At 58.9% G+C, this 26,027-nt stretch carries 23 protein-coding genes and 3 tRNA genes; 12 read left to right on the top strand and 14 right to left on the bottom strand.

Annotated elements, in window-relative coordinates; translation table 11 throughout:
* Positions 1 to 70: 70 nt before the first annotated feature.
* Positions 71 to 144, bottom strand: a tRNA-Asp gene (locus tag CRD13_RS08220).
* A gap of 14 nt (positions 145 to 158) precedes the next feature.
* Positions 159 to 234: transfer RNA gene (locus CRD13_RS08215), tRNA-Glu, on the bottom strand.
* Between the two features lie 200 nt (positions 235 to 434).
* On the opposite strand from CRD13_RS08215, the gene CRD13_RS08210 reads away from it, so the two are divergent.
* Complete coding sequence (locus CRD13_RS08210; protein ID WP_070643090.1) at positions 435 to 965, top strand: NUDIX domain-containing protein; 531 nt, start codon at positions 435 to 437, stop codon at positions 963 to 965.
* 75 nt (positions 966 to 1,040) lie between these two features.
* On the opposite strand, the gene CRD13_RS08205 is transcribed toward CRD13_RS08210, so the two are convergent.
* Positions 1,041 to 1,113 (bottom strand) — tRNA-Lys (locus CRD13_RS08205).
* A gap of 216 nt (positions 1,114 to 1,329) precedes the next feature.
* Here CRD13_RS08205 and CRD13_RS08200 point away from each other — a divergent pair.
* The 6 genes from CRD13_RS08200 to phoU all read left to right on the top strand — a co-directional run bounded on the left by CRD13_RS08200 (position 1,330) and on the right by phoU (position 9,389).
* Positions 1,330 to 2,919, top strand: a complete 1,590-nt coding sequence (locus CRD13_RS08200; protein WP_070643088.1) for a cytochrome ubiquinol oxidase subunit I — start codon at positions 1,330 to 1,332, stop codon at positions 2,917 to 2,919.
* 19 nt (positions 2,920 to 2,938) lie between these two features.
* The gene (cydB, locus tag CRD13_RS08195; RefSeq protein WP_016421374.1) at positions 2,939 to 3,955 is read left to right on the top strand and encodes a cytochrome d ubiquinol oxidase subunit II; all 1,017 of its coding nucleotides are present in this window, start codon (positions 2,939 to 2,941) and stop codon (positions 3,953 to 3,955) included.
* 29 nt (positions 3,956 to 3,984) lie between these two features.
* Positions 3,985 to 5,535 (top strand): ABC transporter ATP-binding protein/permease, encoded by a 1,551-nt coding sequence (locus CRD13_RS08190; protein WP_080969598.1) that lies wholly within the window; start codon positions 3,985 to 3,987, stop codon positions 5,533 to 5,535.
* Entirely contained in the window at positions 5,532 to 7,271 is a 1,740-nt protein-coding gene (cydC, locus tag CRD13_RS08185) for a thiol reductant ABC exporter subunit CydC (RefSeq protein WP_187401509.1), read from the top strand. The genes CRD13_RS08190 and cydC overlap by 4 nt, the downstream gene beginning before the upstream one ends.
* 132 nt (positions 7,272 to 7,403) lie before the next feature.
* Positions 7,404 to 8,561 carry a tRNA dihydrouridine synthase DusB gene (gene dusB / locus CRD13_RS08180; RefSeq protein WP_049173080.1) on the top strand — a complete coding sequence of 386 codons (1,158 nt, stop codon included), beginning with the start codon at positions 7,404 to 7,406 and terminating at the stop codon, positions 8,559 to 8,561.
* A 90-nt stretch (positions 8,562 to 8,651) separates the two neighbouring features.
* Positions 8,652 to 9,389, top strand: a complete 738-nt coding sequence (phoU, locus tag CRD13_RS08175; protein WP_080969597.1) for a phosphate signaling complex protein PhoU — start codon at positions 8,652 to 8,654, stop codon at positions 9,387 to 9,389.
* A gap of 351 nt (positions 9,390 to 9,740) precedes the next feature.
* On the opposite strand, the gene CRD13_RS08170 is transcribed toward phoU, so the two are convergent.
* The 6 genes from CRD13_RS08170 to mshD form a co-directional block, all read right to left on the bottom strand.
* Complete coding sequence (locus CRD13_RS08170; protein ID WP_049193810.1) at positions 9,741 to 10,571, bottom strand: hypothetical protein; 831 nt, start codon at positions 10,569 to 10,571, stop codon at positions 9,741 to 9,743.
* Between the two features lie 267 nt (positions 10,572 to 10,838).
* A complete protein-coding gene (pstB, locus tag CRD13_RS08165; protein WP_016421380.1) occupies positions 10,839 to 11,615 on the bottom strand; it encodes a phosphate ABC transporter ATP-binding protein PstB in 777 nt (258 codons plus the stop codon).
* A gap of 48 nt (positions 11,616 to 11,663) precedes the next feature.
* The gene (pstA, locus tag CRD13_RS08160) at positions 11,664 to 12,557 is read right to left on the bottom strand and encodes a phosphate ABC transporter permease PstA (protein ID WP_049173081.1); all 894 of its coding nucleotides are present in this window, start codon (positions 12,555 to 12,557) and stop codon (positions 11,664 to 11,666) included.
* A gap of 77 nt (positions 12,558 to 12,634) precedes the next feature.
* On the bottom strand, positions 12,635 to 13,678 hold the full coding sequence (gene pstC, locus CRD13_RS08155; RefSeq protein ID WP_049173061.1) for a phosphate ABC transporter permease subunit PstC: 1,044 nt from the start codon (positions 13,676 to 13,678) through the stop codon (positions 12,635 to 12,637).
* A gap of 237 nt (positions 13,679 to 13,915) precedes the next feature.
* Entirely contained in the window at positions 13,916 to 15,013 is a 1,098-nt protein-coding gene (pstS, locus tag CRD13_RS08150) for a phosphate ABC transporter substrate-binding protein PstS (RefSeq protein ID WP_016421383.1), read from the bottom strand.
* Positions 15,014 to 15,354: 341 nt separating this feature from the next.
* Entirely contained in the window at positions 15,355 to 16,263 is a 909-nt protein-coding gene (gene mshD, locus CRD13_RS08145) for a mycothiol synthase (RefSeq protein ID WP_088611732.1), read from the bottom strand.
* Positions 16,264 to 16,344: 81 nt separating this feature from the next.
* On the opposite strand from mshD, the gene CRD13_RS08140 reads away from it, so the two are divergent.
* Positions 16,345 to 17,202: a DUF2993 domain-containing protein gene (locus CRD13_RS08140; RefSeq protein ID WP_088611733.1), complete on the top strand. Its 858-nt coding sequence runs from the start codon at positions 16,345 to 16,347 to the stop codon at positions 17,200 to 17,202.
* A gap of 101 nt (positions 17,203 to 17,303) precedes the next feature.
* The gene (locus CRD13_RS08135; protein WP_048732117.1) at positions 17,304 to 17,984 is read left to right on the top strand and encodes an FABP family protein; all 681 of its coding nucleotides are present in this window, start codon (positions 17,304 to 17,306) and stop codon (positions 17,982 to 17,984) included.
* Positions 17,985 to 18,061: 77 nt separating this feature from the next.
* Here the strand turns inward: CRD13_RS08135 and CRD13_RS08130 are convergent, their stop codons facing one another.
* Positions 18,062 to 18,949 carry an aminodeoxychorismate lyase gene (locus CRD13_RS08130; protein WP_187401508.1) on the bottom strand — a complete coding sequence of 296 codons (888 nt, stop codon included), beginning with the start codon at positions 18,947 to 18,949 and terminating at the stop codon, positions 18,062 to 18,064.
* 80 nt (positions 18,950 to 19,029) lie between these two features.
* On the opposite strand from CRD13_RS08130, the gene CRD13_RS08125 reads away from it, so the two are divergent.
* Positions 19,030 to 20,184 carry a folate-binding protein YgfZ gene (locus CRD13_RS08125; protein WP_049173066.1) on the top strand — a complete coding sequence of 385 codons (1,155 nt, stop codon included), beginning with the start codon at positions 19,030 to 19,032 and terminating at the stop codon, positions 20,182 to 20,184.
* Between the two features lie 260 nt (positions 20,185 to 20,444).
* Positions 20,445 to 20,627, top strand: coding sequence for a DUF3073 domain-containing protein (locus CRD13_RS08120; RefSeq protein ID WP_005511943.1), 183 nt, complete (start codon positions 20,445 to 20,447; stop codon positions 20,625 to 20,627).
* Between the two features lie 370 nt (positions 20,628 to 20,997).
* Here the strand turns inward: CRD13_RS08120 and purM are convergent, their stop codons facing one another.
* The 3 genes from purM to CRD13_RS08105 all read right to left on the bottom strand — a co-directional run bounded on the left by purM (position 20,998) and on the right by CRD13_RS08105 (position 24,280).
* Positions 20,998 to 22,062 (bottom strand): phosphoribosylformylglycinamidine cyclo-ligase, encoded by a 1,065-nt coding sequence (gene purM / locus CRD13_RS08115; protein ID WP_016421389.1) that lies wholly within the window; start codon positions 22,060 to 22,062, stop codon positions 20,998 to 21,000.
* A gap of 158 nt (positions 22,063 to 22,220) precedes the next feature.
* The gene (gene purF / locus CRD13_RS08110; protein ID WP_370549712.1) at positions 22,221 to 23,789 is read right to left on the bottom strand and encodes an amidophosphoribosyltransferase; all 1,569 of its coding nucleotides are present in this window, start codon (positions 23,787 to 23,789) and stop codon (positions 22,221 to 22,223) included.
* Positions 23,790 to 23,839: 50 nt separating this feature from the next.
* A complete protein-coding gene (locus CRD13_RS08105; protein WP_070856377.1) occupies positions 23,840 to 24,280 on the bottom strand; it encodes a sterol carrier family protein in 441 nt (146 codons plus the stop codon).
* A 29-nt stretch (positions 24,281 to 24,309) separates the two neighbouring features.
* Between CRD13_RS08105 and CRD13_RS08100 the strand changes: the two genes are divergently transcribed.
* Positions 24,310 to 25,317, top strand: coding sequence for an acyl-CoA thioesterase (locus tag CRD13_RS08100; RefSeq protein WP_038626488.1), 1,008 nt, complete (start codon positions 24,310 to 24,312; stop codon positions 25,315 to 25,317).
* On the opposite strand, the gene CRD13_RS08095 is transcribed toward CRD13_RS08100, so the two are convergent.
* Positions 25,314 to 26,021 carry a hypothetical protein gene (locus CRD13_RS08095; RefSeq protein ID WP_187401507.1) on the bottom strand — a complete coding sequence of 236 codons (708 nt, stop codon included), beginning with the start codon at positions 26,019 to 26,021 and terminating at the stop codon, positions 25,314 to 25,316. The two genes, CRD13_RS08100 and CRD13_RS08095, sit on opposite strands and share 4 nt — an antisense overlap.
* Between the last annotated feature and the right edge of the window lie 6 nt (positions 26,022 to 26,027).

The raw sequence follows: 26,027 nt of genomic DNA, 5'->3' as shown, positions 1-26,027 counted from the left end.
CCGACGCCCAGCGCACCACTAACCAAAAGCAAAAAACGCCAGCTCCAACCGGAACTGGCGTTTAGAATTGCGACCCTGACGGGACTTGAACCCGCGACCTCCGCCGTGACAGGGCGGCGCGCTAACCAACTGCGCCACAGGGCCATCATGATTTTTAGTGGTACTCCCAACGGGATTCGAACCCGTGTTGCCGCCGTGAAAGGGCGGAGTCCTAGGCCTCTAGACGATGGGAGCCCGACTTAACGCTGCAAAGAGTTGCCCACTCAGTGGCACACTCCGCGTACACCTGCAGTGTATGAACATTGCATTTGCGCGCGCTCTTGGCAACGTAAAGAACTATAGAGGATAAGTACCCTTTTCCCAAAATCCACGGTTGAACTGGAGTTTCTTACTATTTCCGCGGACGCTACTAGTACTCAGATAAGCTCGCAACTATGGCAATTCCGGATTTCATTGTTCAGCTCCGTGAAAAAGTGGGCCACGCTCCGCTCTGGCTCCCCGGTGTCACGGCTATCGTCATTCGCGATGTTCCGCCGAATGCACCGATGTACGCCTTGCCCGAGGTCTTGCTGGTTCGTCGCTCCGATAATGGTGAATGGACCCCAGTCACCGGAATTATCGACCCGGACGAGCAGCCTCACGACGCCGCCGTGCGAGAGGTAAAGGAAGAAACGGGACTCGATGTCACAGTTGAGGCCCTGCTTGGAACTGGCGCCGTTGGCCCTATCGAACACCTCAACGGCGATGTTTCCTCATATCTGGATATCTCCATGCGCTGCAGTGTTGTTGGCGACGACGTCCCCTATGTCGCTGATGATGAATCCACTGATGTCGGATGGTTCCAGATCTCACAGATGCCACCGATGAAGCCACGCTTCCGCTTGATAGTCGCCGATGCAGTGGCGCAGCTTAAGCACCCGGCGGGCTTCAAGCCACGGATGGGCTACCACAAGCGGGAGAAGTAGGTGCCACAGAGGGCAAATACAGGCAAGATACTACAAAACCCCAGGCTGTTGATGACCTGGGGTTTTGCGTGCTTGTGGGCCCTGCGGGGCTCGAACCCGCGACCTGCGGATTAAAAGTCCGTAGCTCTACCAGCTGAGCTAAAGGCCCGCGCAACAAAATAGCCTAGCAATTACGCGCTTGTTTTTAATAATTGCCCTCCGGAGTTTTGCCCTGCCCGCGTCGATAAGTTCACACCCCGGAACTTTTTACCCCTCCTGTCCGACTGAATTAATAAGCAGGAATACTGCGGGCACTTGATGCAGGCTTCGACAAATCCGACGAAGTACACGCATCGTTTATGTCTACTTTTTCAGTCGAGGAAACATGGATGTCGTCGATATATCTCGTTGGCAATTTGGCATAACCACCGTCTACCACTTCATTTTTGTCCCGCTGACAATTGGTCTAGCTCCGCTCGTCGCGCTCATGCAGACACTGTGGGCCACGACGAAAAATGACCTTTGGTACCGAGCGACGCGGCTTTTCGGCACCATCTTCATTATTAACTTCGCCATGGGCGTAGCCACGGGTATCGTCCAGGAATTCCAGTTCGGTATGAACTGGTCGGAGTACTCCCGCATGATCGGTGATGTCTTCGGCGGCCCGCTGGCTCTTGAAGGCCTCATCGCATTCTTCCTGGAATCCACTTTCCTGGGACTGTGGATTTTCGGCTGGGGGCGTATTCCCACCTGGATGCACACGCTCTCGATTTGGATTGTCGCTATTGCGGTGAATATCTCGGCGTATTTCATCATCGTCGCCAATTCGTTCATGCAGCATCCTGTAGGCGCGGTCTACAACCCGGAAACCGGCCGCGCAGAGCTTACAGACTTTGGCGCACTGTTGACCAACTCCACTGCCTTGGCAGCTTTCCCGCATGCCGTGGCCAGCTCTTTCCTTACCGCCGGCACGCTCGTTGTCGGCGTCAGTGGCTGGTGGCTGGTTCAGAGCCGCCGCGGTGGCCAGAGCAATACTGTTCACGAACGGACGTTTCACAAGTCCATGAAGGTCGGGCTCTGGACAACTGTGCTCAGCTCGCTGGCGGTGTTTATCACCGGCGATATCCAGGCCAAGCTTATGTTCGAGCAGCAGCCGATGAAGATGGCATCGGCCGAGTCCCTGTGCCACACGCAGACAGATCCAATGTTCTCGATTCTGACCGTCGGTACGCACAACAATTGCGACTCGGTGCTGCATCTCATCGAGGTGCCATGGGTGCTGCCTTTCCTGGCCGAGGGCAAGTTCAGTGGCGTCACGCTCCAGGGCGTGCAGGACCTGCAAGAAAAAGCTGAGGCGGTCTTCGGCCCAGGCAATTACTCTCCGAATCTGTTCGTCACATACTGGTCTTTCCGCGCCATGATTGGGCTCATGGTCGGTTCTCTGGCTATCGCGTTTTTCGCTTGGCTATTTACTCGCAAGGGGCGCGTGCCGACGGGCAAGCGAGCCCGCATTTTCGCCGCTTGCAGTATCCTCGCGATTCCGTTCCCGTTCTTGGCCAGCAGCGCTGGCTGGATCTTTACGGAGATGGGCCGTCAGCCCTGGATTGTGCACCCGAACCCGGATCACGCGGGCGACCCGCGCACCGAGCTGATTCGCATGACCGTCGATATGGGTGTGTCCGACCACGCACCGGCCACGGTGATTATCACCCTGGTGGGCTTTACCCTGCTCTACCTGATTTTGGCAGTGGTGTGGTTCTGGTTGATTCGCCGCGCAGTTATTGCCGGACCTCCGACCGAATCCGCTGAGGCTATCAACGCCATCGGCAATGACCCCGAGCACGCTGGCCCGTCGTCACCAATCGCTACCAATCTGGGCGCGATCATCTCGTCTCCGGTTCGATTCAACAAGGTCCATGCCCAGTCCGCTGCCAGCCCCGACTCCGAAGTCTCCGCGACTGAGGACACAAAGTAGATAAGGATGTATCTCTGACATGTTCGGATTAGATCTTCCCGTTTTGTGGTTTGTCCTGATCGCGTTCCTGTTCGCCGGCTACTTCCTTCTCGAGGGCTTTGACTTCGGCGTCGGAATGCTGCTGCCGTTCGTTGGCCGCGATGAACCGCGTCGTAAAGCGATGCTCGGAACTATCGGGCCGGTATGGGACGGCAACGAAGTGTGGCTAATTACCGCTGGCGGCGCGCTCTTCGCGGCGTTTCCGGAATGGTATGCGTCTATGTTTTCCGGCTTCTACCTGCCGCTCTTCCTGATTCTGGTGGCGTTGATTGTCCGTATCGTCGGGCTGGAATGGCGCTTCAAAGTCAACGATGAGCACTGGCGCGCCTGGTGCGACCGCGCGATTATCTTCGGCTCCTGGCTGCCTCCAATTCTGTGGGGCGTAGCGGTCGCGAACCTGGTGCGCGGTGTCCCGCTGAATGCCGACAAGAACTTGGACTCCGGCTTTAGTACCCTGCTCGGGTTGCTGAACCCGTACGCTCTGGTCGGCGGGATTGCGTTTGCGGCTGTGTTCGCTCTTCACGCAGTTACGTTCCTGCGGCTGAAGACCGCCGGCAAGCTACGCGACGAGGTCGGCAACGCCGCTCGAATTCCGGCACTGTCGGCGCTGATTTTTGGCGGCGTGTTCCTCATCTGGACACAGTTGGGATACGGAAAGACCTGGCTGTGGGCTGTTGTCGTTATCGCCGTCGCGGGGCTGGTCATTGCCATCTCCGCAACCGTAGGCAACCGCGACGGCATCGCTTTTTCCGCAACCGCCGTCACCGTGACTGCCGTCACCACCGTTGTCTTCGGCGCCATGTACCCGTACCTGATGCCGACGACGCTTGCCGACGGCGTCTCCCTCGATATCTGGAATTCCGCCTCTAACCCTTACACGCTGAAAATCATGACCTGGACCGCGCTGGTGATTACCCCACTGGTGATTGCCTACCAGGCGTGGACATACTGGGTATTCCGCAAGCGGTTGATGGCTGAGCGTAAGGTCTCGCAGTAGACCGTCCGTTGGAGGTTAGTTTCTAAAAAGTGGCACCTGTCGATCCGAAACTATTCAAGCTGTCGGCCCCAGCCTGGCGTTGGGTCATTTTCGCGGGCGCACTGACCGCCGCGAGCACAGGTGCCACAATCGCGTTGGGGCTGGCAATCGGCACTATTACGGCGCAGGTTCTGGGTGAGGCAACTCCTAATTGGACATTATTCGCGCTGATAGCCACGGCCGCTGTACTCGTTCGGGTGGCCTGCTCCTACGCGCTCGTGCGTTTCGGCCAATCTGCGGGTGCACGCGTGGCCACAGACCTGCGCAGCCGGGCACTGCGAGCCCTGGCTCTGCGCGATCCTCGCACTGTCGACACCGCGCACTGGCGCGCATTGCTTTCGGTCGGGCTCGATGGTGTGGCCGTCTACGTGGCGGAATTCCTCCCCGCACTGGTGGCCGCAGCGCTGGCTACCCCGATGGCACTGGTCGCAGTCGCATGGTTGGACCTCCCATCGGTTGCCATCGCGGTTGTCACGCTGCCACTCATTCCACTGTTCATGTGGCTGGTAGGTCGCCTCACTGAGGGCCGCACAGAACGCCGTCTGGCCGACATCGGCACGGTGCGTGGTCAGATTCTCGACCTGGTCATCGGCCTGCCAACGCTCAAAGCGCACAACATGGCCGACACCCCCAGCGAGGAAATCAAGCGCCTGTCGACCCGCCACCGGAAATCCACCATGGAGGTCCTGCGCATCGCTTTCCTATCCGCGTCGGTCCTGGAATTCCTCACCACCCTGTCAATCGCCCTCATCGCCGTCGGCATCGGTTTCCGACTTCTGGGAGGCCACATGACGCTGGCAACCGGCCTGGCAGTGCTCATCATCGCCCCAGAAATCTATGGCCCGGTGCGCCAGGTTGGCCAGAAATTCCACGCCGCCCAGGACGGTGTGGTCGCTGCCACCGAAGTCACGGAACTGTTAGACAAGGACGCTGGCCAGACTCCAAACTCCACAGACACCACCTCTGAAACTGTGGAAGAGGTGGCCGAAGGAACGTCGTCAAGCAGTGTCCACAGCGCCCCCACGGTCGTGTTCGAACGCCTTTCCGCGCCGGGGCGAGACGGCGTGCGGCCAAGTGAATTAAGCGCCATCGCGCAGCCAGGCACAGTGACGGTGCTGGCGGGGCCGAACGGCGTGGGCAAGACGACAGCGCTGCTTGCGGTCGCCGGCATCGTGCACGAGGGGTTGGAAGGCTCCGTAACTATTCGCGACGGCCAGCGCATTCTCCGTGACCAGGATCTGCTGCGGCGCATCGCGTGGCTGCCCCAGCGCCCAGTGTTGGACGCAGCGACGGTGGGAGACAATTCGCGGCGCTCGCTCGGGCAACGTCAGCGGGAGGCGCTTCGGCGCGAGCTTGCCGACGACACTCGCGACCTCGTCCTCCTCGATGAACCGACAGCTCACCTGGATACCGACAGTGCGCAGTCCGTGATTAGGCTCCTGCACGCACGTGCCCGGCGCGGAGCCACAGTGATTGCCACCAGCCATGATCCGCTGTTGATTGCGGCCGCCGACGGCGTGGTGGAGGTGCAGTCGCGATGACTACTCTGCAAGCGCTTCGTCGCCTGGTGAAACCCCGCGACCTGGTTTGGCCGGTGTTGGCGGGCACCATCACGCTGCTGTCCGCGCTGAGTCTGACCGTGGTGTCGGCGTGGCTGATTACGCGTTCTTGGCAGATGCCACCGCTGATGGACATCACCTTGGCGGTGACGTCTGTGCGCGCGCTGGGTATTTCGCGAGCTGCGTTTCGATACCTCGACCGGTTGGTCTCCCACGATGTGGCGTTGCGCACCGCCGAGCGCTCGCGCGTGAAGCTATGGGAGCATTTCGTGGCCGACCGTACGCTGGCGCTGCGTGAGCGTTCCGATATTGTCACAGCGCTTGGGGCGAATATTGACGCACTTGCCGATGCCGTCGTGCGATCAATAGTGCCCGCATTGGTGGCGCTGATGACCTCTCTCATCGCCGTCATTTTTGTGGCTCTACTCTCGCCTGCCGCTACGGTTCTCCTGGCGGTGGGACTGCTTCTGGCCGGCGGTGTTGCTCCTTACCTGACGTATCGCACCACTGCGCGCTCAAGTCAGCGTCGCGCGGCCGCGCTTCAGTCGCATGCCGCTGCCGTCGAAGCGCTGCTTTCCGACGCCGCCGGCCTGCGTATCCACGGCCAGTTGGATGAGGCAGTCTCTGCCGCGTCATCCTCCAGCAAAACGGTTGCGGCCATCGATGACGCCGCAGGTCGAGCAAATGCCCGCGCCTCCGCACTGAGCACCGCGGCTAGCGTGTTGACCGCTGTCCTGACCGTGGTCGTAGCGTCGTGGTTAGTGACGGATTCGGCCGGGGGCGCTGGAGGCGGTTTACTGCACTCCCCCGAGTGGCTGACAGTTCTGGTTCTGGTGCCGCTAGCTGCTTTTGAAGCGGTTGGTCCGCTGCCAGCTGCTGCGCAAACACTGGCGCAATCGAGGGAAGCCTTGCTGACGCTTGCGTCAAGTGCGAGTGAATCAGGGGAAGCGGATGCCATGCGCTCAGCCCCAGTCCCCACAGCGCCAATCCACACGTCCCCGCTCGCTCAGAACCACCTGGCAGTTCGGCCAACTCTGCAGGTTCAAGACTTGATCGTGGGCTACCCCGACGACAACAGCTCGAATACTGCGGAAGAGCCCGCTGCCCAGCCAGCTCAACTGCCGATGCAAAACTTCGAGGTCACCTTCGGCGACTACCGGGAGATCACGGCGCCGTCGGGAAGCGGAAAGACGACGCTGCTGAAAACAATCGCCGGACTAATCCCGCCGATTGCGGGCACGGTGACTATCACTGACGGAGACGGACGTGAGCTGTGGCGCAGTGCGGCAAGTGCCGGAGAGCCCCACGTAAACACGGAGCAGTGCGACTTGGTGCGTTTTATCGCCGAGGATGAGCACATTTTCGCCACGACGGTGCGGGACAACATCTCTATTGGTAACCCGCAGGTCAGCGACGATGACATCTACTCCGTACTGGACGCCGTGGGCCTGCGCAATTGGGTCGATGCCGCACCCGACGGCCTGGACACGATTCTGGACAGCGGCGCGGACAGTCTCTCGGGTGGTCAGCGGCGCAGGCTCATTCTCACCCGGGCACTTGTCAGCACAGCGCCAATCCTGCTTCTCGACGAACCCACCGAACACCTCGACGAAGAGTCGAACCACATCCTGGAAATTCTTCGGAATACCACCGACCTGCCCGGTGGGAGGGGTCGCCGGACGGTGATCGTCGTCAGGCATCCGCGGACGCAGCGCTAACCGGGGCGATTCAACCGGCCGCCCAAAACAGATTCGAAAACGGCAGTTCAGCGTGACACAATACTGTACGTGTTAGATACCTCCACGAGTCCACTCAGCGCCGCCAAGCCCGCCGATGCCACGTCCGCGCACATGCACATCGGCCCCTTTGAGCTCGCTTCCCCCGTGGTACTCGCTCCGATGGCCGGTGTCACCAACGTGGCATTCCGCACGCTGTGCCGCGAGCAGGAGCTGCAGCGTACAGGCACGGTCTCGGGCCTCTATGTCTGCGAGATGGTCACCGCCCGCGCATTGGTCGAACGCAATGAAAAGACCATGCACATGACCACCTTCGCGCCCGACGAGAACCCCCGCAGCCTGCAGCTCTACACCACTGACCCGAAGTGGACCTACGAGGCCGCGAAGATGATCGTCGACGAAAACCTCGCCGACCACATCGACATGAACTTCGGTTGCCCGGTACCAAAGGTCACCCGCAAGGGCGGCGGCTCGGCGCTGCCATATAAGCGTCGCCTCTTCGGCAACATCGTCGCCGCAGCGGTCAAGGCCACGGAGGGCACGGACATCCCGGTGACCGTGAAGTTCCGCGTCGGCATCGATGACGAGCACCACACGCACCTCGACGCCGGCCGCATCGCCGCCGAGATGGGCGCCCAGGCTGTGGCTCTGCACGCCCGCACTGCAGCGCAGCGCTACTCCGGCCACGCTGACTGGTCACAGATCGCGCGGCTGAAGGAGCACATGGTCGACTCCGGCTTCAGCGATATCCCAGTGCTTGGCAACGGCGATATCTTCGCCTCCACCGATGCCCGCAAAATGCTCGACGAGACCGGCTGCGACGGTGTCGTCGTCGGTCGCGGCTGCCTTGGCCGCCCGTGGCTGTTCGCGCAGTTGTCCGCCGAGCTGCGTGGCGAAGAAGTGCCGCCGGCACCAACATTTGGTGAGGTCGCGGGGATTATCCGTCGTCACGCGGAACTGCTCGTGGAGCACGAGGGCGAGCGTAAGGGCTGCCGCGACCTGCGCAAGCACATTGCCTGGTACCTGCGGGGATACCCTGCCGGCAGTGAGGTGCGGAAGTCTCTTGCGCGCGTCGATTCGCTGGCAACGCTCGACGAGATTCTCGCACCGCTTTACGACGGCCCCAGCGCCCACGCCCGCCCGGAGGACGCCGACGGCGCCCGCGGCCGACAGGGGTCCCCTGCAAAGGTGGTCTTGCCGGAGGGCTGGCTGGACGACCCGGAGGACGACACCGTGCCCGAGGGCGCGGAGATTATGCACTCCGGTGGCTAAGCTTCGGTTCTGAGCGAGTGTTTACATAACTTTACGAGGGGTAATTGGGGGCTCCCCACTAACGCGCGACGTTGTTGAGGATTGCCTACTATGGAACGCATGCGCACTGTCTACCGAGAACAAATGGACAACTTGGCTCACAGCCTGATTGTGATGTGTGACCGAGTTGGCTCCATGCACAAGCTTGCGAACAAGGCTCTCTTCGAGGCTGATTTGGTCTCGGCTGAAACAGTTCTTTCCCAGATTGATTCTCTCGAGGACCTGCGCCAGGATGCGGAGCAGCGAGCCTTCGAGCTGTTGGCCCGCGAAGCTCCTGTGGCTGGTGATCTCCGACAGATTGTCAGTGGCCTCTACATTGTCGAGGACATCTCCCGCATGGGCGCGTTGAGTGTGCATATTGCCAACGTTGCCCGGCGTCGCCACCCGAACAAGGCACTGCCGGAGCCCGTGGAGGGGTTCTTCCGCGAGATGGCCTCCGTATCTGAGCAGATGACGCACGAAACCCGTCAGGTGCTCATCGACTACGACGTTGACCAGGCATTGGCCTTGGATAAGACCGATGACAGCATCGATGACATTCACCAGCACCTGTTTACGCTGACCAACGACGATAATTGGCCACACTCCCCTGCGCAGACAGTGGATGTCACTCTGCTGAGCCGCTTCTACGAGCGTTACGCGGATCACGCTGTCGAGGTTGCCGCCCGGATTATTTACCTGGCCACCGGTTACAAGCGCGATGTCTACCTGGACAAGCTTGAGGACGAACGCGACCAGCGCAGCTTTAACCAACGCCTGCAGGCCTTGGAGCGTCACCTGCGGATGTAGGTTCGTGAAGCTGCAGGCTGTTGGGAGGCTGGGCTGTTGGGGGGGGTGTTTGGGCTGCGCTGAAGGGATGTTGGGGGCTGTTGAGCTGCGTCGATGGGCCAACTGGCACGGGGTTTTAAACCGAAGTGGAGCTGTTTTTAAGCCACACCAGGCTAAACACTGCCCCAGCCACAACACCGCCTCAAACCGAGAAACTGACTAGGTTTATGACACTTTACCGCCTGTAAACGCTATTCACCTGTCATAAACCTAGTCAGTAACTGTTTGTGCGATTACTTTTCGCGTTAGATGTCTGGAGAATGCCGATTCCTATATCGTGTCCATCCCCGCGGCCCAAGAGACAGCCGCTACTCAAGAGACAGCAACAAAAGACTTCTTTGACATTAAATCTGGGGTGACTGCCAGAACTCCCTGATCTGCCCCATCAATGGGCACAACGATTACCACGTTACCTGCGATTTCGCCGTTCTCATACACCGTCTCGAGGGTGTCAAACTCGTCAGGCGCCACCGCCCAAAGCTCCGTTTCGTCCGTGGTTTGGCCACCTGCAGTTACATAATTAATACCAAGCCAGGAACTCTGCCCCTGAGGGTCATTCCCCTTGTACTTTGCAGTAACATGCACAAGTCCGTATACAAACCCCTCTGGAGCAGGGTCATTGAACTGATTTTCCGCCAGAACCTCATCGTTAGCGTTTAGATTTACGCTATCGATAGTAATGGCCCACTGCTCACTTTCGATGGTCGTTCCAATCGGCAACGGATTCTCCCGACTACTGCCCGCAGCACCAGAATCGGAAGAATCAGATTTGCTTCCATCCGGGCTAGAGGCAGTCGTATCCCGATTGAACGCATCATCCACGGCATTGCCTACCGAAGAAACAAATACAATTGGCGCAATGAGCAATCCCAACACAGAAAGAATCAGAGCGATAAGAGCTGGTTTTTTGGTAGTTGCGCGCTGAAACAGTCCGACGACCGATAAAATAAATGCAACCGGTAGCGCCACCCAACCAATAATCAAAGCCCCCGGGATACAACCGAGTAAACCAATAATCGCAACTACAAGTGCAATGTAACCGACAATTGGCTTCGGCGCTTTCTCTTCGGCGATTACTGGCCAAGATTGCTCACCCACAGGGGAAAACTGAGGATTGAACTGCGCGTTTTGCTGGTTATCCATAATTGAATAACTCCTATGTAAATATATTTACCCAGATCCCTCTACAGTTTTCCGGGGGACGCTCGATTGCGTCTTCGGAAGATTACCCCGCCCGATAACAAACAGACAATTCCGCCCCAAAACAAACATTATTTTCACCCCCGGCCCCACACCGAAACAAACAGCAATCTCATAAACTGCAACAACAAAAAGAACCCCGTACCTCGCGTGAAGACGCGTGAAGTACGGGGCTCTTTCTTTTTGCTTCTTACGGCATACGCAAAGCGTTTAGCCGAAGCGACCGGAGATGTAGTCCTCGGTTTCCTTCTTGTCCGGATTCTCGAAGATCTTCTTGGTCGGGCCAACCTCGACCAGGCGACCCGGCTTACCGGTTGCCTCGAGGGAGAAGAATGCGGTCTGATCGGACACACGAGCTGCCTGCTGCATGTTGTGGGTCACGATGACGATGGTGAATTCTTCCTTCAGCTCGTGAATCAGGTCCTCGATTGCCAGGGTGGAAATCGGGTCCAGTGCGGAACACGGCTCGTCCATCAGCAGAACTTCCGGCTCAACTGCAATTGCACGTGCGATGCATAGACGCTGCTGCTGACCACCGGAGAGGCCGCCACCCGGCTTGTCCAGGCGGTCCTTGACCTCATCCCAGAGGTTGGCGCCGCGCAGGGACTTCTCGGCAACCTCCTGGAGATGAGCCTTGTTTTTAACACCGGCCAACTTCAGGCCAGCCACGACGTTGTCCTCGATGGACATGGTCGGGAACGGGTTCGGACGCTGGAACACCATACCGATGGTGTTACGAACGGAGACCGGATCGATCTTCGGGCCATAGATGTTTTCGCCGTCGAGAAGCACCTCGCCAGTGACGTAGGCACCCGGGATGACCTCGTGCATACGGTTCAGCGAACGGAGCACGGTGGACTTACCACAGCCGGACGGGCCAATGAATGCGGTAACGGAACGCGGCGGGACGTGCAGGTCGACGTTCTGCACAGCGTGGAAATCGCCGTAGTAGATGTTGACATCGTTAAGGTCTAGGCGCTTAGCCATGGTCTTTCAAAAACCTTCCTTGAAATAGCGGACGTTAGGCGCCCAGCATTAACTGCTCTTGACGGAGAACTTGGCGGATACGAAGCGCGCCAGGATATTGATGAGGGCAATGATGAGAACCAGCGTGAGCGCTGCGCCCCACATCTTGTCGAATGCCGCACCGGTATTACCGGCCTTGTACATGTCCAGCATGAACAGCGGCAGCGAGGACTGCGACTGGCCGAACGGGTTATAGGTGATGATTCGCGAGGTTGCAACCAGGATCAGCATCGGTGCGGACTCACCCATGACGCGGGCGACGGCCAGCATGACGCCGGTGACGATGCCCGACAGTGCGGTCGGGAGCACAATCTTCAAAATGGTCTTCCACTTCGGAACACCCAGAGCGTAAGAGGCTTCACGCAACTCGTGCGGAACGATGCGCAGCATTTCCTCGGTGTTGCGCACAACGATCGGCAGCATCAGCAGAACCAGCGCCAGCGAGACAGCGAAACCGGAACGGCTCATGCCGAACATGACCACCCACATCGAGTAGATGAACAGCGACGCGACGATCGACGGCACACCGGAGAGGATGTCGACCATGAAGGTGGTGACCTTGCCCAGACGGGAGTTACCTGCATACTCGACCAAGTAGATGGCGACGAAGATACCGAACGGCACGGTCATGAGAGTCGTGACCAGAGCCTGAACCAAGGTACCGACGATTGCGTGAGCAACACCACCGGCAGACGCACCAACAGTGACACCACGCTGGGAAGCAGTCCACCACTCACCACTCAGCAGTGACGGGGTGCCTCGGACGACAAGCTCGAAGAGAACCCACACCAGCGGGATCAGGGCAAGAGCCATGCAGCAGTAAATGAGGACCGTGGAGACGTTGTCTGCCACCTTGCGGGAACCCTTAATTTGGGTGAAAGCCGACTCCGTGGTGGGGACCATGTCTGCAGGGCCGTGAGGCGAAGAATCAGTAGTTGAACTAGTCATTGTTACTTCTCGTTTCTTTTCCTACGACCTTGCTACTTCTTCGCAATCATTCGGGCTGCGGAGTTGACCACGAAGGTCAGCAAGAACAGCACCAAACCTGCGGACATGTATGCGCCGGCCTTGAGGTTGTCATTGAACTCTGGTGCCGCATTAGCAATTGCGGTTGCGAAGGTGGTACCACCATCGAAAAGCGAGCCACGGAATGCCGAGGACGGGGAGATCACGAGGTAGAGAGCCATCGTCTCACCGAGAGCACGTCCCAGACCCAGCATCGAGCCGGAGATAAAGCCAGAACGACCGAATGGCAGAATAGCCAGCTTGACCATCTCCCAACGGGTCGCACCGAGAGCCAGCGATGCCTCAATGTGACCACGCGGGGTCTGAACAAAGACCTCACGGGTGGTAGCCGCGATAACCGGCAGAATCATAATTGCCAGCACAATGCCACCGGTGAAGAGGTTTCGACCGGTCTCGAATGCCGGCGAGTTTGGGTACAGGGCAAACATCGGGATAAAGCCCAGTGTCTTAGCCAACCACCCGTACAGACCAGCCAAGGCCGGACCGAGAGCCATAAAGCCCCACAGACCGTAAACAATCGACGGCACTGCGGCCAGCAAATCCACGAGGTAACCCAGCGGCTTGACCATCTTCTTTGGAGCATAGGCAGTCAGGAAGATGGCAATACCCAGCGCAACCGGCATAGCCAGAATCAGCGCCAGGATGGAAACCGCGACGGTCACCAGAAACATGTTCGGAATACCGAAGTACATGGCGGAGGTATCCGCCAGGTTCCATCGTTCGGTGTAGGTGAAGAAGTTCGCTTCGTTACGGGACATTGCCGGAACTGCGCGCAGGAGCAGGAACACTGCAATTGCGATGATGGCAGCAGTCACCAATGCGGAAGATCCTACCGCCAGAATCTTGAAGATTCGGTCACCAGGACGAACAACGCCGGTCTGAATGGCTTGCTCTTCCGAGCTCTCGTCGCCGGAGGAATCCACCTGCGGTGCTGAGGACTGCAACAGACTGCTGTCTACAGCCTCCTGCTTCCCTTCAATGGGAGTCGAGGAACTCATGATCTCATTTCCTAAGTAGAAGTGATTTGTGCTTCAACGCACATGAAGACCGATTGGCCTCAGTACCCCTCTACGAGCGGTACCCAATCAACTGAGGTGTCGATATATAAAGCCAACCGGTCTACGTCAGGTTTTCGGCCTACAGCTCAAATCTGCGTGGCCGGCTGAAGTGACCCTCGCGCCAACTGGGGTAACGACAGAGCTCACTCTGCTTTCACCCGCGTTGCACGCAAAGAATTACTTGATAGCGTCAACCGCTGCGGACAGCTTGTCCTTGAACTCACCTTGAACCGGGATGTAACCCAGCTCTTCGAGCTCTGGGCCCTGGCCCTCTTCCAGAACAACCTTCAGGAAGTTCTTAACCAGGTCACGAGTCTGCTCGTCGTAACCAGCGGAGCAGACGATTTCGTAAGTGGTCAGAACCAGCGGGTAAGCGCCTTCCTCATCCATTGCGAACAGAGCGTCGGTGTCAACAACCATGTTGTGACCCTCAGTCTTGAACGTGACGGAATCCAGAGCCTTACCGACGGTGTCGTTGTTCAGCTCAACCGGACCATGACCGAAGTCCATCTTGGCGATGCCCAGGTCCTTGTCCTCAGCGAAGCCAGCCTCGACGTAGGTGATAGCACCGTCGATGTTGGCGACCTCGTTGACAACACCAGCCGAGCCGTTAGCACCCTGGCCAGTAGCAGTCGGGAAGGACTTGGAAGCCTCGTGCTGCCACTGCTCCGGAGCAGCTGCGCTCAGGAACTTCATGAAGTTATCAGTAGTACCGGACTCCTCAGAGCGGTAGACAACCTTGATGTCCTTCTCCGGAAGATCGACACCCTCGTTGACCTCAGCGATCTTCGGGTCGTTCCACTTGGTGATCTTGCCGTCGAAGATTTCAGCAACCAGAGCCGGGGTCAGAGCGACGTCAACACCCTCGAGGTTGTAGGCAACGGCAACCGGACCGATAACCATCGGCAGGTGCCATGCTTCATTGCCGTCGCAGCGCTTCTTAGCCTCTGCGACCTGGTCCTTGCCGTCCTTCTCCTTCAGCGGGGAGTCAGAGCCAGCGAAAGCAACGGTGCCGGCAATGAACTGAGTCTGACCGGAACCAGAGCCAGATGCGTTGTACGACAGGGTCGAGCCGGTCTCTTCAAACTTGGTGGCAAACAAATCCATGGCGCGCTGCTGCGAGGTAGCGCCCTCGCCCTGCAGCTCACCGGTGACGTCAGCCAGACCCTCAACGTTAGAAGCGCCTTCGCCGCCCTCTTCAGAGCAAGCAGCCAGGGTAAGGCTTGCAACAGCGGCCAAACCAATGACAGATGCCGCACGGTTCTTCTTCAGCACAGTAAATCCTCCGGGGTTTTACACAATGAGTGAAACAGTTCACGTGGAACCGCCACACTCCGGTCCACTGCGCTGAACCTATCTACCGATAGTAACCGGAACCTGTTCAGAACATTAACAATTGGTGAACGGCGCAAGTAATTCTTTATTTATCCTCATTTTCCCTGTAAGAGGCCCTAAAATGCGCCCCTGAAACACTGAGGATTGGACAGCATCTCCTCAAAAACACAAGAATCATTGCCCCCGCGCCAGAGGAAAACCACCTAAAACTGAGATAAAGCTAAGCTCCCCCTTCAACAACTCGCCTTCAATAACTCCCCCAATAAACCGAACCGTCGCATCTACGCGCCGTACATCACATCACGGCGGGCCACCTCGAAACCGACCGCACGGTACGTGCGCACTGCCGGCGCATTGTCGCCTTCCACATAGAGAATTACCTTTTCCGCTCCCCGGTTCCGGAGATAGGAAAGCCCAACGTTGGTCAGCCATCGTCCGAGACCACGCCCGCGTGCCTTCGAGCTCAGTCCAATCACATACACCTCGCCAGTTGGCACAGACTCCTCGGCATGCCACTTCGTCCAGTGGAAACCGCAAATCTCCTCCGCACTGTCGCGCGCCCCGGCCACATCCGCAGCAAAGAACACGCCCTCCGGGTCGAACCACTGCACGTTCCGAGCGCGATCGAGTTGTGGCTGCGACCAACCTCCCTGCTCCGGATGCCAGTCAAACGCCTCATTATTCACAGCCAACCACGCCCGATCCACGGCCGCCTCACCCCACTTCGCGCGTGCCGCAGTCAGGGTTAGCGCTTCAACATCATCGCGCTTATCGACGGCCCCCGCAGCCTTCTCCAACGCTGAGCCCGAAATGGACATCTGCAACAGCTCGCGGATGACCTTGCGTCCCGTCAACTCTGCCAAACGACTGGCACCGGCGACATCACCGTGAGCCCAGACAGGCAGGCGCTCGCCGACCTCAGCATCGATGTGCGCAAGCAGCTTCGCCCCCACTCCTTGCTTACGAAACTCCGGGTCAACAACCATCTCCACAGCATCCGGCGCAACGGCGGCCAGGCCCAAGTAACGGTCGTTCTCAATAATCGCAAAGTGTCGATGCCCGAAAGAGTCGTCGTCAAGCCCTCGGACGAAAGCCTCGCCGAACGCCTCCACGCCGTCGGCGGAGTGGGCGTGCTGCAGTAGCGTATCGGCGGCGGTGGTGTCTACGTCAAGCAGTTCGGTTACGTTCATACGCCCCACCCTATACACAGCAGCGAATTCAACACTTCCCCGATGTCGTCTGAGCCAAAAGCGATGGGGTACTAATAGAGTGTGTCCATTTCCCGACGACAGAAGAAGATCGGTGGCTCCATCCTCGCCGTTGCCGCGCTGGTGATTGCCACCGACATGGGCTTCGCCAGCCATGCGGAGTACAAGCTCTCCGAGCATATTCAGGAGACTGCTCAGCTGGAGATGACCCCATACGTCGCCATTGGTGGCAAGGCCTACTTGTCTTCCTTTGTTACGGGTAAGTGGAGCTCCGTAACCTCGCGCATCCGCGATGTCGAGGTGCCCGACTTCGGCTTGGTATCTCTGGAGTACGGAGCTTCCAACGTTAAGATCCCGGCATCGGCAGTGCTCAGCGGTAATTTCCCAGAATCGCCGACGAAGCAGTACTTCACTAAGCTCTCGCTCGACGGAGTCTCTCTGGGAAACAAGCTGGGACTGACCGATTTGAGCATCCAGAGCCTGAAGGACTCCTCCCCCACCGGCGGCTGGGAGACCGAGGCTATCTTCGAGGCCACGCCAGCCGGATGGCAGGGAAAAACCCAGGTTACGGCGAAGTTGCGCATTGTCAGCCGCGACGTGGTCATTACGCCGATGGAGATTATTTCTGCGCCCTCGTCCCCAACGGATTCTAAAAGCCACATCAAACCTGAGCTGTCTGAGGCTGATACGCAGCACATTATGGACACCTTCGCTCTGACACTGCGGGATTCAGATATACCGATGGGCATGCCGGCGACTCGCGTGTACGTGTCGGGCGGTTCTATCACCATCGAAGGCGAACAGATTCTGTGCACCGTGTCGCCAACAAACTTCATGCCGCCGACATCCCAGCAGGACGCCGAGGCGTCAGCTCAATCCACGGAGAAGCTGCCGGAGAAGAACTGTCGGGTGCGTCGCTAAGGCCGTCGTCAAGCATCGCCGTTAAGCGTCGTTGCAGCGTTGGCACCATGCACCAACAGCCCATACATGGTCACAAGTGCTTCAGCGGTAGAGTGTGAGGCATGACCGAGAACAATGGCAGCAACCAGACAGACGCCGCTGCACAGGAGCCTGCAGCTGCGGAAGCCCCTCGCCTCGACGGCAACGAGGCCATCAACCGCGCGGCCGAGCAGGCCAAGAGCACCGCTACGCGCAACATCACTGAGCTTGAGGGGCTCCCGATCCCCGACGAGACCGCTAACCTGCGCTTCGGCCCGAATATTCACGACGGCCTGCTGGCACTACTGCCGCTGGTCGGCGTGTGGCGCGGTGAGGGGCAGGCGAACACTGTCGTCGACGGCGAGTACAACTTCGGCCAGCAGCTCATTTTCAGCCACGATGGCGAGAACTACCTGAAGTATGAGTCGCGCATCTGGAAGCTGGACGAAGAAGGCAAGCCGACCGGCCCTGACCAGCGCGAAACAGGATTTTGGCGCATTAACAACGAGGACGAGATTGAGTTCATCTGCGTCCACTCCACCGGCGTTACTGAGATTTACTACGGCAAGCCGGTCTCCGAGCGCGCATGGGAGCTGCAGGCAGCCTCCACAATGGTCACTGCTACCGGTCCTGCATCCCTTGGCCCGGGCAAGCGCCTCTACGGTCTGATGCCGAACAACGATCTCGGGTGGGTGGACGAGCGCCTGCGGGATGAGGAATTCGCTCCCCGCATGTCCGCGCAGCTCAAGCGCTACGCGGGCTAGGTTCTCCCCGCTTTACGACGGGCGTTGTGGGGCCCTACTGCGTCGCCCAACTGCATCAAGCCCTACTATTTGGGGCCCTACTGCGTCGCCAGCGCCTTGTCACACAGGTCGCGGAATTCCTTTTCCGCGATTGCATCCGGCTGCCGGATGGGCTCACCATCGATGGACTTAACCACGACCGCGATACGCACCGAAGACACCAGCCATACCGCATCGGCGGTGAATAGGTCCCCGGGCACCAGGACCGTCGGGGTGACTTTCCAGCCGCAGTTGGCGGCTGTTTCAAACAGCGCTGCCTGAGTTGTGCCCGACAGCACTCCTTCACCGGGGTTGGGAGTCAGCAGTTCATTGCCGCGCTGAACGATGATGGTCGATGTTGGGCCTTCCAAGAGCTTGCCCTCTGCGGACGTGAAGATGACATCGTCAAAACCCTTGGACTTGGCATAGCGCAAAGCGGCCATATTAGCTGCGTATGACAACGTTTTCGCGCCGATGAGCGCCCACGGTGCACGGGAGCCAAGGTCGAGCGAGAAACCGCGCTCTGCAAGCATGACCGATACCGGCTTCAGACGGTTTTCCGCCACCTTTTCCGCGGAGCTAGCCAAAACGTAGCCAGTCGGCTCTCCGGTGGACTCGCGACCACGCGAGTACACCCACCGCAACGTCGCATCCCCCTCAATTGACCTATCGCGCAACTCCTGTAGTGCGACCTCGGTAGCCGCCCGCCACTGCTGCAGATCTGGGGTTGGCAAATCCAGCATTAGCGCTGACGATGCGAATCGCTTCTCATGCCGGTCGGTATTACAGGTATGACCACCCCTGACCAGGAGTGTTTCAAAAACTCCGTCGCCGCGAATAGCTCCGAGATCATCCGCGTAGAGGAACGGCTGTCCTGCCTCGACAGCAATCGGGCCGCCGTCTGCGAAGACGTCGATAAGCACTAGAGAAGAAAGCGAATCCGTCATACACACAAGCTTAATCCATGCTTAATTTGAGGATTTCTGGTTAACATGAGGGAGTGAGTGTTGAGTATGTAAGTCCTTTGATGTCTCACGTGGCTGGCGCCGCTGCCCTCGAACTGGGCGGACAGATGGAAGGTTTGGAGAAGGCCTCAGAGAACGCCCCAGACGGAAACTCAGCGAAAAACGTTGAGCAAACCGCAGGGCAAGCTAGCGTGGCATGGCACTACGGCCGTCCGCTGGTAGAGCAACGTCATCTGCAGGAGGACTGCGGCGTAGTAGATCGCTCGTACTACCGCGTTATTGAGGTCACTGGCGAGGATCGCCTGACCTACCTCAACACACTTTTTTCGCAGAAGGTCGACGAAGCCGCTCCCGGCACTGTCACTGAAGCACTGAACCTGGATGCAAACGGTCACGTTCTCCATCACATGACGTTGACTGTTTTGGACGATTCCGTGCTTATCGACGTGCCCCCTGCTGGCTTCGACTCCCTGTTGAAGTACCTGAACATGATGGTGTTCTGGTCCAAGGTGGAAATTGCTGAAGTAGAACGGGCGATTATTTCCGTCATGGGGCCGAATGCCCCTGAGGTACTGGTAGCCGCTGGCCTCGCATTCCCGCAGGTGGGCAAAGCTACGACTGTGGGACATTCCTACGTCCGGCACCTGCCGTGGCCACGCGGCGGGCGTGTGGATGTGCTCGTGCGCCGACAGGATGTAGTCGGCGCTTGGGACGCGTTGGTAGCTGCTGGCGCTTCCCCCGTTGGTCTGATGGGCTGGGAGGCCGAACGCGTAGTCTCCTTGCGCCCAGAGCTGGGAATCGACGTAGACGAGAAGATGATTCCGCATGAGGCTCCGCGCTGGATCGCCTCTGAATTCGACACGGCTGCCGTGCACTTGGACAAGGGCTGCTATCGCGGCCAAGAGACGGTATCACGTGTCCACAATGTTGGTCGCTCCCCACGAGTTTTGGTGATGCTGCAGCTCGACGGCTCGGCCACGCTGCCGGAAACCGGCGATCCAGTGATGATGGGCAAGCGCGCCGTGGGCCGCGTGGGCACCGTCGTGCAACATGCCGATTACGGCCCGATTGCATTGGCGCTGCTTAAACGCTCAGCTCAGGAGCGCGAGGGCCTTGTGGTGGGTGACTGCGCCGTGGCCGTCGACCCCTCCTCCATCGACCGCGTTGAGCAGCTGCCGCCGGGCCGTGTGGCCATCAACCGCCTGCGAGGGAAATAGGTAACAGGAAATAGGTAAAGCCACCAGACAGAGTGGTGAAAAAATAACTTTTTCCATTCTTTTTCAGAAAGGATATTTCCCCAGGTCACTACACATATTGAGTTGCCTGAGCGCGAGGACACAACCCACTATGGGCCTCCCCGCGTAACCCCTTCGTCTAAAAATCGGCTATGGTGTCTTACAGGAATTAACGCAATAAGACATAAGTGGGTCGGCCGTATCCCCGTGCCGTCCCACGGATTACACAAGGGGGTCAGGCCATGGGTCGCGGCCGTGCGAAAGCAAAGCAGGCGAAGGTTGCCCGTCAGCTCAAGTACGATTCACCAGAAATGGATTTGGAACGTCTGCAGCGGGAACTCGTCGGCAAGTCGAACGAGTCCGATCGAGACGACTATTACTCTGACTGGGAGGAATGGGCCTCAGGCGCTGGTCGCGACAGCTAGCGCAAGCTAACCGCTGTCGTATTTTCCGCAAAGCGTTTCTATTTCAATAAAGCAAGCACCCACCAACGATTCCGTTGGTGGGTGCTTGCTTTTGCTTCGTCGACTGCGTTTATGCTCGGCCGATTATGTTCGGCGGTGGCGGATCAATCCGAGTTACTGACTGCGTTTATGACAAAAATCGCCCGAAAAACGGCTCGAAAGTGTCATAAACTCATACAGTTTCACATTTGCAGCCCGTGGTTTTCTGGGATCTCCGTTGTGCAACCCAGAATCTAGACCGCCCCGTCGCATCAGTAGGCCGCCCTCCACGGCAGACCAGCCGGCCCAGTCCCCGGCCGCCCGTCGCAGTAAACCGACGGCCGGCCGACGCTTAGAAGCGCGGGTGGCTGCCGCGCAAAACAGCCCCGTCCTCGCCAGCCTCGCTCTTGCGGACAGTACCCAGCTCCCAAGCGTTGATGTGGCGGGCAGTCAGCAGAGCCAGGGCACGATCGCGGTCCTCTGCGGAAACAATCGCAACCATGCCAACACCCATGTTGAAGGTCTTCTCCATCTCCTCGCGGGAGACGTTGCCGAGCTCAGCAATGGTCTTGAAAATCGGACCCGGGGTCCAAGTTGCGCGGCTCATGTCAGCGGTCAGGCCTTCCGGCATGATGCGGACCATGTTGCCAGCCAATCCACCACCGGTGACGTGGCAGAAAGTGCGAACCTCTGCCTCGTTCATGAGAGCCAGGCAGTCCTTCGCATAGATCTTGGTTGGCTCCAGCAGCTCCTCACCGAGGGTACGTCCGAAGTCTTCGACGTATCCGTCGAGCTCCAGACCGGCCTTCTCCAGGAGAACGTAGCGAGCCAGCGAGTAGCCATTGGAGTGAAGTCCAGAGGATTCCATGGCGATAATGACATCGCCCTCACGCACGCGGTCCGGGCCGAGAAGCTTGTCCTCTTCCACGACACCGACGCCGGTAGCGGAGACATCGTACTCGCCTGGTTCCATCACACCCGGGTGCTCTGCAGTCTCGCCGCCCAGGAGAGCGCAACCCGCCTGGACGCATCCCTCGGCGATGCCGGAAACGATCTCGGCGACGTGCTCCGGCACGACCTTGCCAATTGCGATGTAGTCCTGCAGGAACAGCGGCTCGGCGCCGCACACGACCAGGTCATCGACGACCATGGCGACCAGGTCCAGGCCGATGGTGTCGTGCTTGCCGACGGCCTGCGCCACGGCCAACTTGGTCCCCACACCATCGGAGGATGCGGCCAGCAGCGGCTTTTCGTAGTTTCCCAGTGCAAACAGGCCGGCAAAACCGCCGAGCCCGCCACGGACCTCTGGGCGAGTGGCCTTCTTGGCAATCGGGGCGAATAGTTCAACGGCGCGGTCGCCGGCTTCGATGTCGACGCCGGCTGCAGCGTAGGAAGCACCAGAAACGTTCTCGGTCATTAGAGGCTCTCGCTTTAAACTTTCTCCCCCGGGCGGCGTTACTGCCGTATCCGGGAGTATTGGCGGACCGGGAACAAAGCAACGGCTGCAATCCACAGCACCGCTTGCGCTTCGTTCTCGGTTCAGTTCTCGTAGTTCATTCTAAGGAGGTTTCGAGGCTAATTGCTCGTTGCGGCTTTGGCAGCCTGGGCTGCCTGCATCCTCTCCACAGCTGCCGCATTCGGATTGCCCTCCGGCAGACCCAACGGGTACTTGCCATCGAAGCAGGCACAACAGACTTCGGTCTTTGCCTGCTCGGAAGCGGCAACCATGCCATCGATGGAGACAAATCCCAGGCTGTCGGCGCCAATCGCGGTTGCGATACCGGCGACGATGTCATTTTCATCCACGCCGTTGGCCAACAGCTCGCCCGGAGAGGCGAAGTCAATGCCGTAGAAGCACGGCCATTTCACCGGCGGTGCGGCGATGCGCACGTGCACTTCCTTCGCACCAGCCTCACGCAGCATGCGAATCAGGGCACGCTGAGTGTTGCCGCGGACGATGGAGTCATCGACCACTACCAAGCGCTTACCGGCGATAACTTCCTTCAGCGGGTTCAGCTTCAGTCGAATGCCCAGCTGACGAATCGTCTGCGAAGGCTGAATGAAGGTACGGCCCACGTAACCGTTTTTGGTCAGCCCCTGACCAAACGGAATGCCCGATTCCTGGGCGTAGCCAACAGCGGCCGGGGTACCGGATTCCGGAACCGGCATCACCAGGTCACCGTCAGCCGGGAACTCACGGGCCAACTGGCGGCCCAGCTCAAGACGTACAGCGTTGACGGAGCGACCACGGATGTTGGAGTCCGGGCGCGCCAGGTAGACGTACTCAAAAATGCATCCAGCGTGGGTGGTCTCGGCAAAACGCTGCGAACGCACACCGGAAGCATCAATGGCCACCATCTCGCCTGGCTCGATTTCGCGGACGAACGATGCGCCGACGATATCCAGCGCGCAAGTCTCGGATGCGACTACCCAGCCACCGGACAGGCGGCCCAGGCACAGCGGGCGCACACCGTATGGGTCACGCGCAGCGTACAGCGTCTCGCCATCGGTGAAAGTAAGACAGAAAGCGCCCTTCAAACGTGGCAGCAGTGCCATCGCGGCCGCTTCTACATTGGTGCTGCAGCCGTAATCTTCGGGGTGGTCAATCTTGCCGGTTTCGTCGGCAAGCAATGTGGTCATGATTGCGGAGTCACTGGGCAGCTCGCCGCCATCGCGCAGCAAGCCCTTGTCGACCGCCTCACGGAACAGCGTGAGGTGGTTGGTCAGGTTGCCGTTGTGCCCCAGCGCGATGTCCGTGCCGTCGGAGGCCATCTGGAACATCGGCTGTGCATTCTCCCACGCAGGAGCTCCAGCGGTGGTGTAGCGCGTGTGCCCTACGGCTACGTGCCCCTTCAGAGCGTCGAGCGTCTGCTCATCAAAAACCTGGGAAACAAGCCCGAGATCCTTGAATACGAGAATTTGGTCGCCGTCGCCGACTGCGATACCGGCGGCTTCCTGGCCGCGATGTTGCAGGGCAAACAAGCCATAGTAGGTGAGTTTGGACACGTCTTCGCCAGGTGCCCAAACGCCAAAGACCCCACATTCTTCACGCGGGGATGTCTCCCCCAAATCGTCGTAAGGCGAAATTGGCAAAAGTTTGGTCTTTGGTGCACCTGAAATGTTGGTATCGGCCACGACATTCACACTAATAGCCCCACCCGCCCGGGCACCAATTCAGTATCCCCCCACGGGTTTTAAGAAATGCGCGCCACCGGCAAATGATTCCCGATTTCCGCCGCGCGCGTGCCCGACATATCGATGTGCGCCTGCACCTGCTCTAACGTGATCATTCCGCACGCGAGTCCCAGCCAAATCTCCGGCGACATCTCCACGACATTGGGCGGCGTACCGCGTGTGTGCCTGGGCCCGTCAATGCACTGGACCGCGACGAAGGGCGGTACGCGCACCTCGACGCTATGCCCCGGCGCCTCTTGGGCGAGCATCCGAACGGACAGACGCACCGCTTTGGCTAGGCTCGCACGGCTTAACGACGGCCCCTGCGCCCCATCTGCCCCGGTGAAGGAGACAGCCTCTTGGTCAGATAGCAATTCGCGGCCGAGAAGACGTTGTGCCGCCCAGGGTGCGGCGGTGGAAAGAGCGCTGCGAACGTCGAAAGGCGAGATTTTGGATACCATAACCTCATCCTAGAGTTATGCTTTCATATATGGATACGCAGTCAACTGAAAAAGCTGAACAGGTGCACGCACCAGCGTCACCATCTCTTGTACTCCGTTTTATGGCTTCGCCGACCGATGTCATTATGGCCGGAACCAATTCCGTCCACGGCGGCCGTGTGTTGCAGTGGATTGACAAGGCCGCTTACGCCTGTGCGACCGGCTGGTCGGGACGCTACTGCGTGACTGCGTACTTCGGTCACATTCACTTCACTCGCCCGATTCCCAGCGGCCACATTGTTGAGGTGCGCTCCAAGATTGCGCATACCGGTCGCAGTTCTATGCACATCGTCAACGAGGTGCTCTCAGCTGATCCGCGCGAGGGCAAGTTCACCCGCGCAGCTGACTGCCTGGTGATCTTCGTGGCCATGGATGAAAATGGTAAGTCGACACCGGTTCCGAAGTGGGTGCCGCAAACGGAGGAAGAAGAGCGTGTTGAAAAGGCCGCTCTTTCCCGTTTTGAGCTCCGCCGCGACATCGAGGCCAGCATGCGCGCGCAGACCTATTCCGCGGACTCTTCCGCACCCGAGCTGACCACACGTTTCCTGGCAAAGCCAACCGATGTTAACTGGGGCGGAAACGTCCACGGCGGTACCGCCATGGAGTGGATTGATGAGGCTGCGACGGCAGTTACCACCAACTGGGCAGGGCGCCAGACCATTTCTGTCTACGCAGGTGGTATTCGCTTCTACAACCCAATCCACATTGGCGACCTGGTTGAGGTGCGCGCACGCATCCTGCGCACCGGCACGACCTCGATGCACCTGTCGGTGCAGGTCTACTGCTGTGAGCCCCGCAAGGGTGTCGGCGGGCTGCGCAAGGCTCTGCACTCGACCATGACTTATGTCGCAATTGACGACGATTTCAACCCGCAGCCGGTACCGCACTTCCAGCCGACCACGGATGAGGACAAGCGTCTGCACGCCCACGATCTGTCGCTGAAGGCGCTGCGTGACAAGTACAGCCCGCTACCGCTGATTGAGCGCGAACAGGATTAAGCCGCCTGGCCGCCCGGCCTCCTGTTTTTCCACCAGATAGATAGGAACATCCAGCCAATCAGCGCGAAGGTGATGTAGGTGACGTACCGGTCAATCGTCTGCAGGGAGCCCTGGATACTTGGGCCAAACTTCAGGCCCATGTACAGGTAGAAGCACTTGAGCATTGCGGCACAGAGGAAGAGATACACACCTACTACCCAGCCGCGCACCTTCGCAATACCACCGATGGCCACGACAATCGTGGCCGGAATCGGCGAGAACGGCACAAACGATGCCAGCACACTCAGCCCGATGCGCTCATAGATGAAGTTCTCCATCTTCTTAAACCATCGCGGTGGGTGGCCGCCGAAGCTCATCGTGATGAATTCCGGCCCCCACTTCTTGCCCATCCAGTAGAAGAACGGCATGAACTTGATGGTCGACAGCGCCGCAATCACCACAACAGCGAAGAGGAAGAGCGGCCTATCCTCGTTTTCCGACGCGAGAATCAGCACCGAGAGATTCGAGCCCGTCAGCCACGTATGCAAAAAGGTGTACTTGAGCAGCAAAACCGCGCGGAACGGGATAATTGCAAAGCCGTACACGGCAACCAGCATCAGCGATGCATAGAGAAGCTTGTCTATTTTGTCCGGCTCACGCAGGAAGCTCGGCAGATCCTCACGAGGGTCGTGCTCGGCCTCGTTACGCATGTCGGATGAAGTCATGAACCA

Origin of the sequence: Corynebacterium sp. LK26 (genome assembly GCF_014335085.1) — a bacterium.
GTDB lineage: Bacteria > Actinomycetota > Actinomycetes > Mycobacteriales > Mycobacteriaceae > Corynebacterium > Corynebacterium jeikeium_D.
This window is presented reverse-complemented; position numbering and strand designations above follow the sequence as displayed.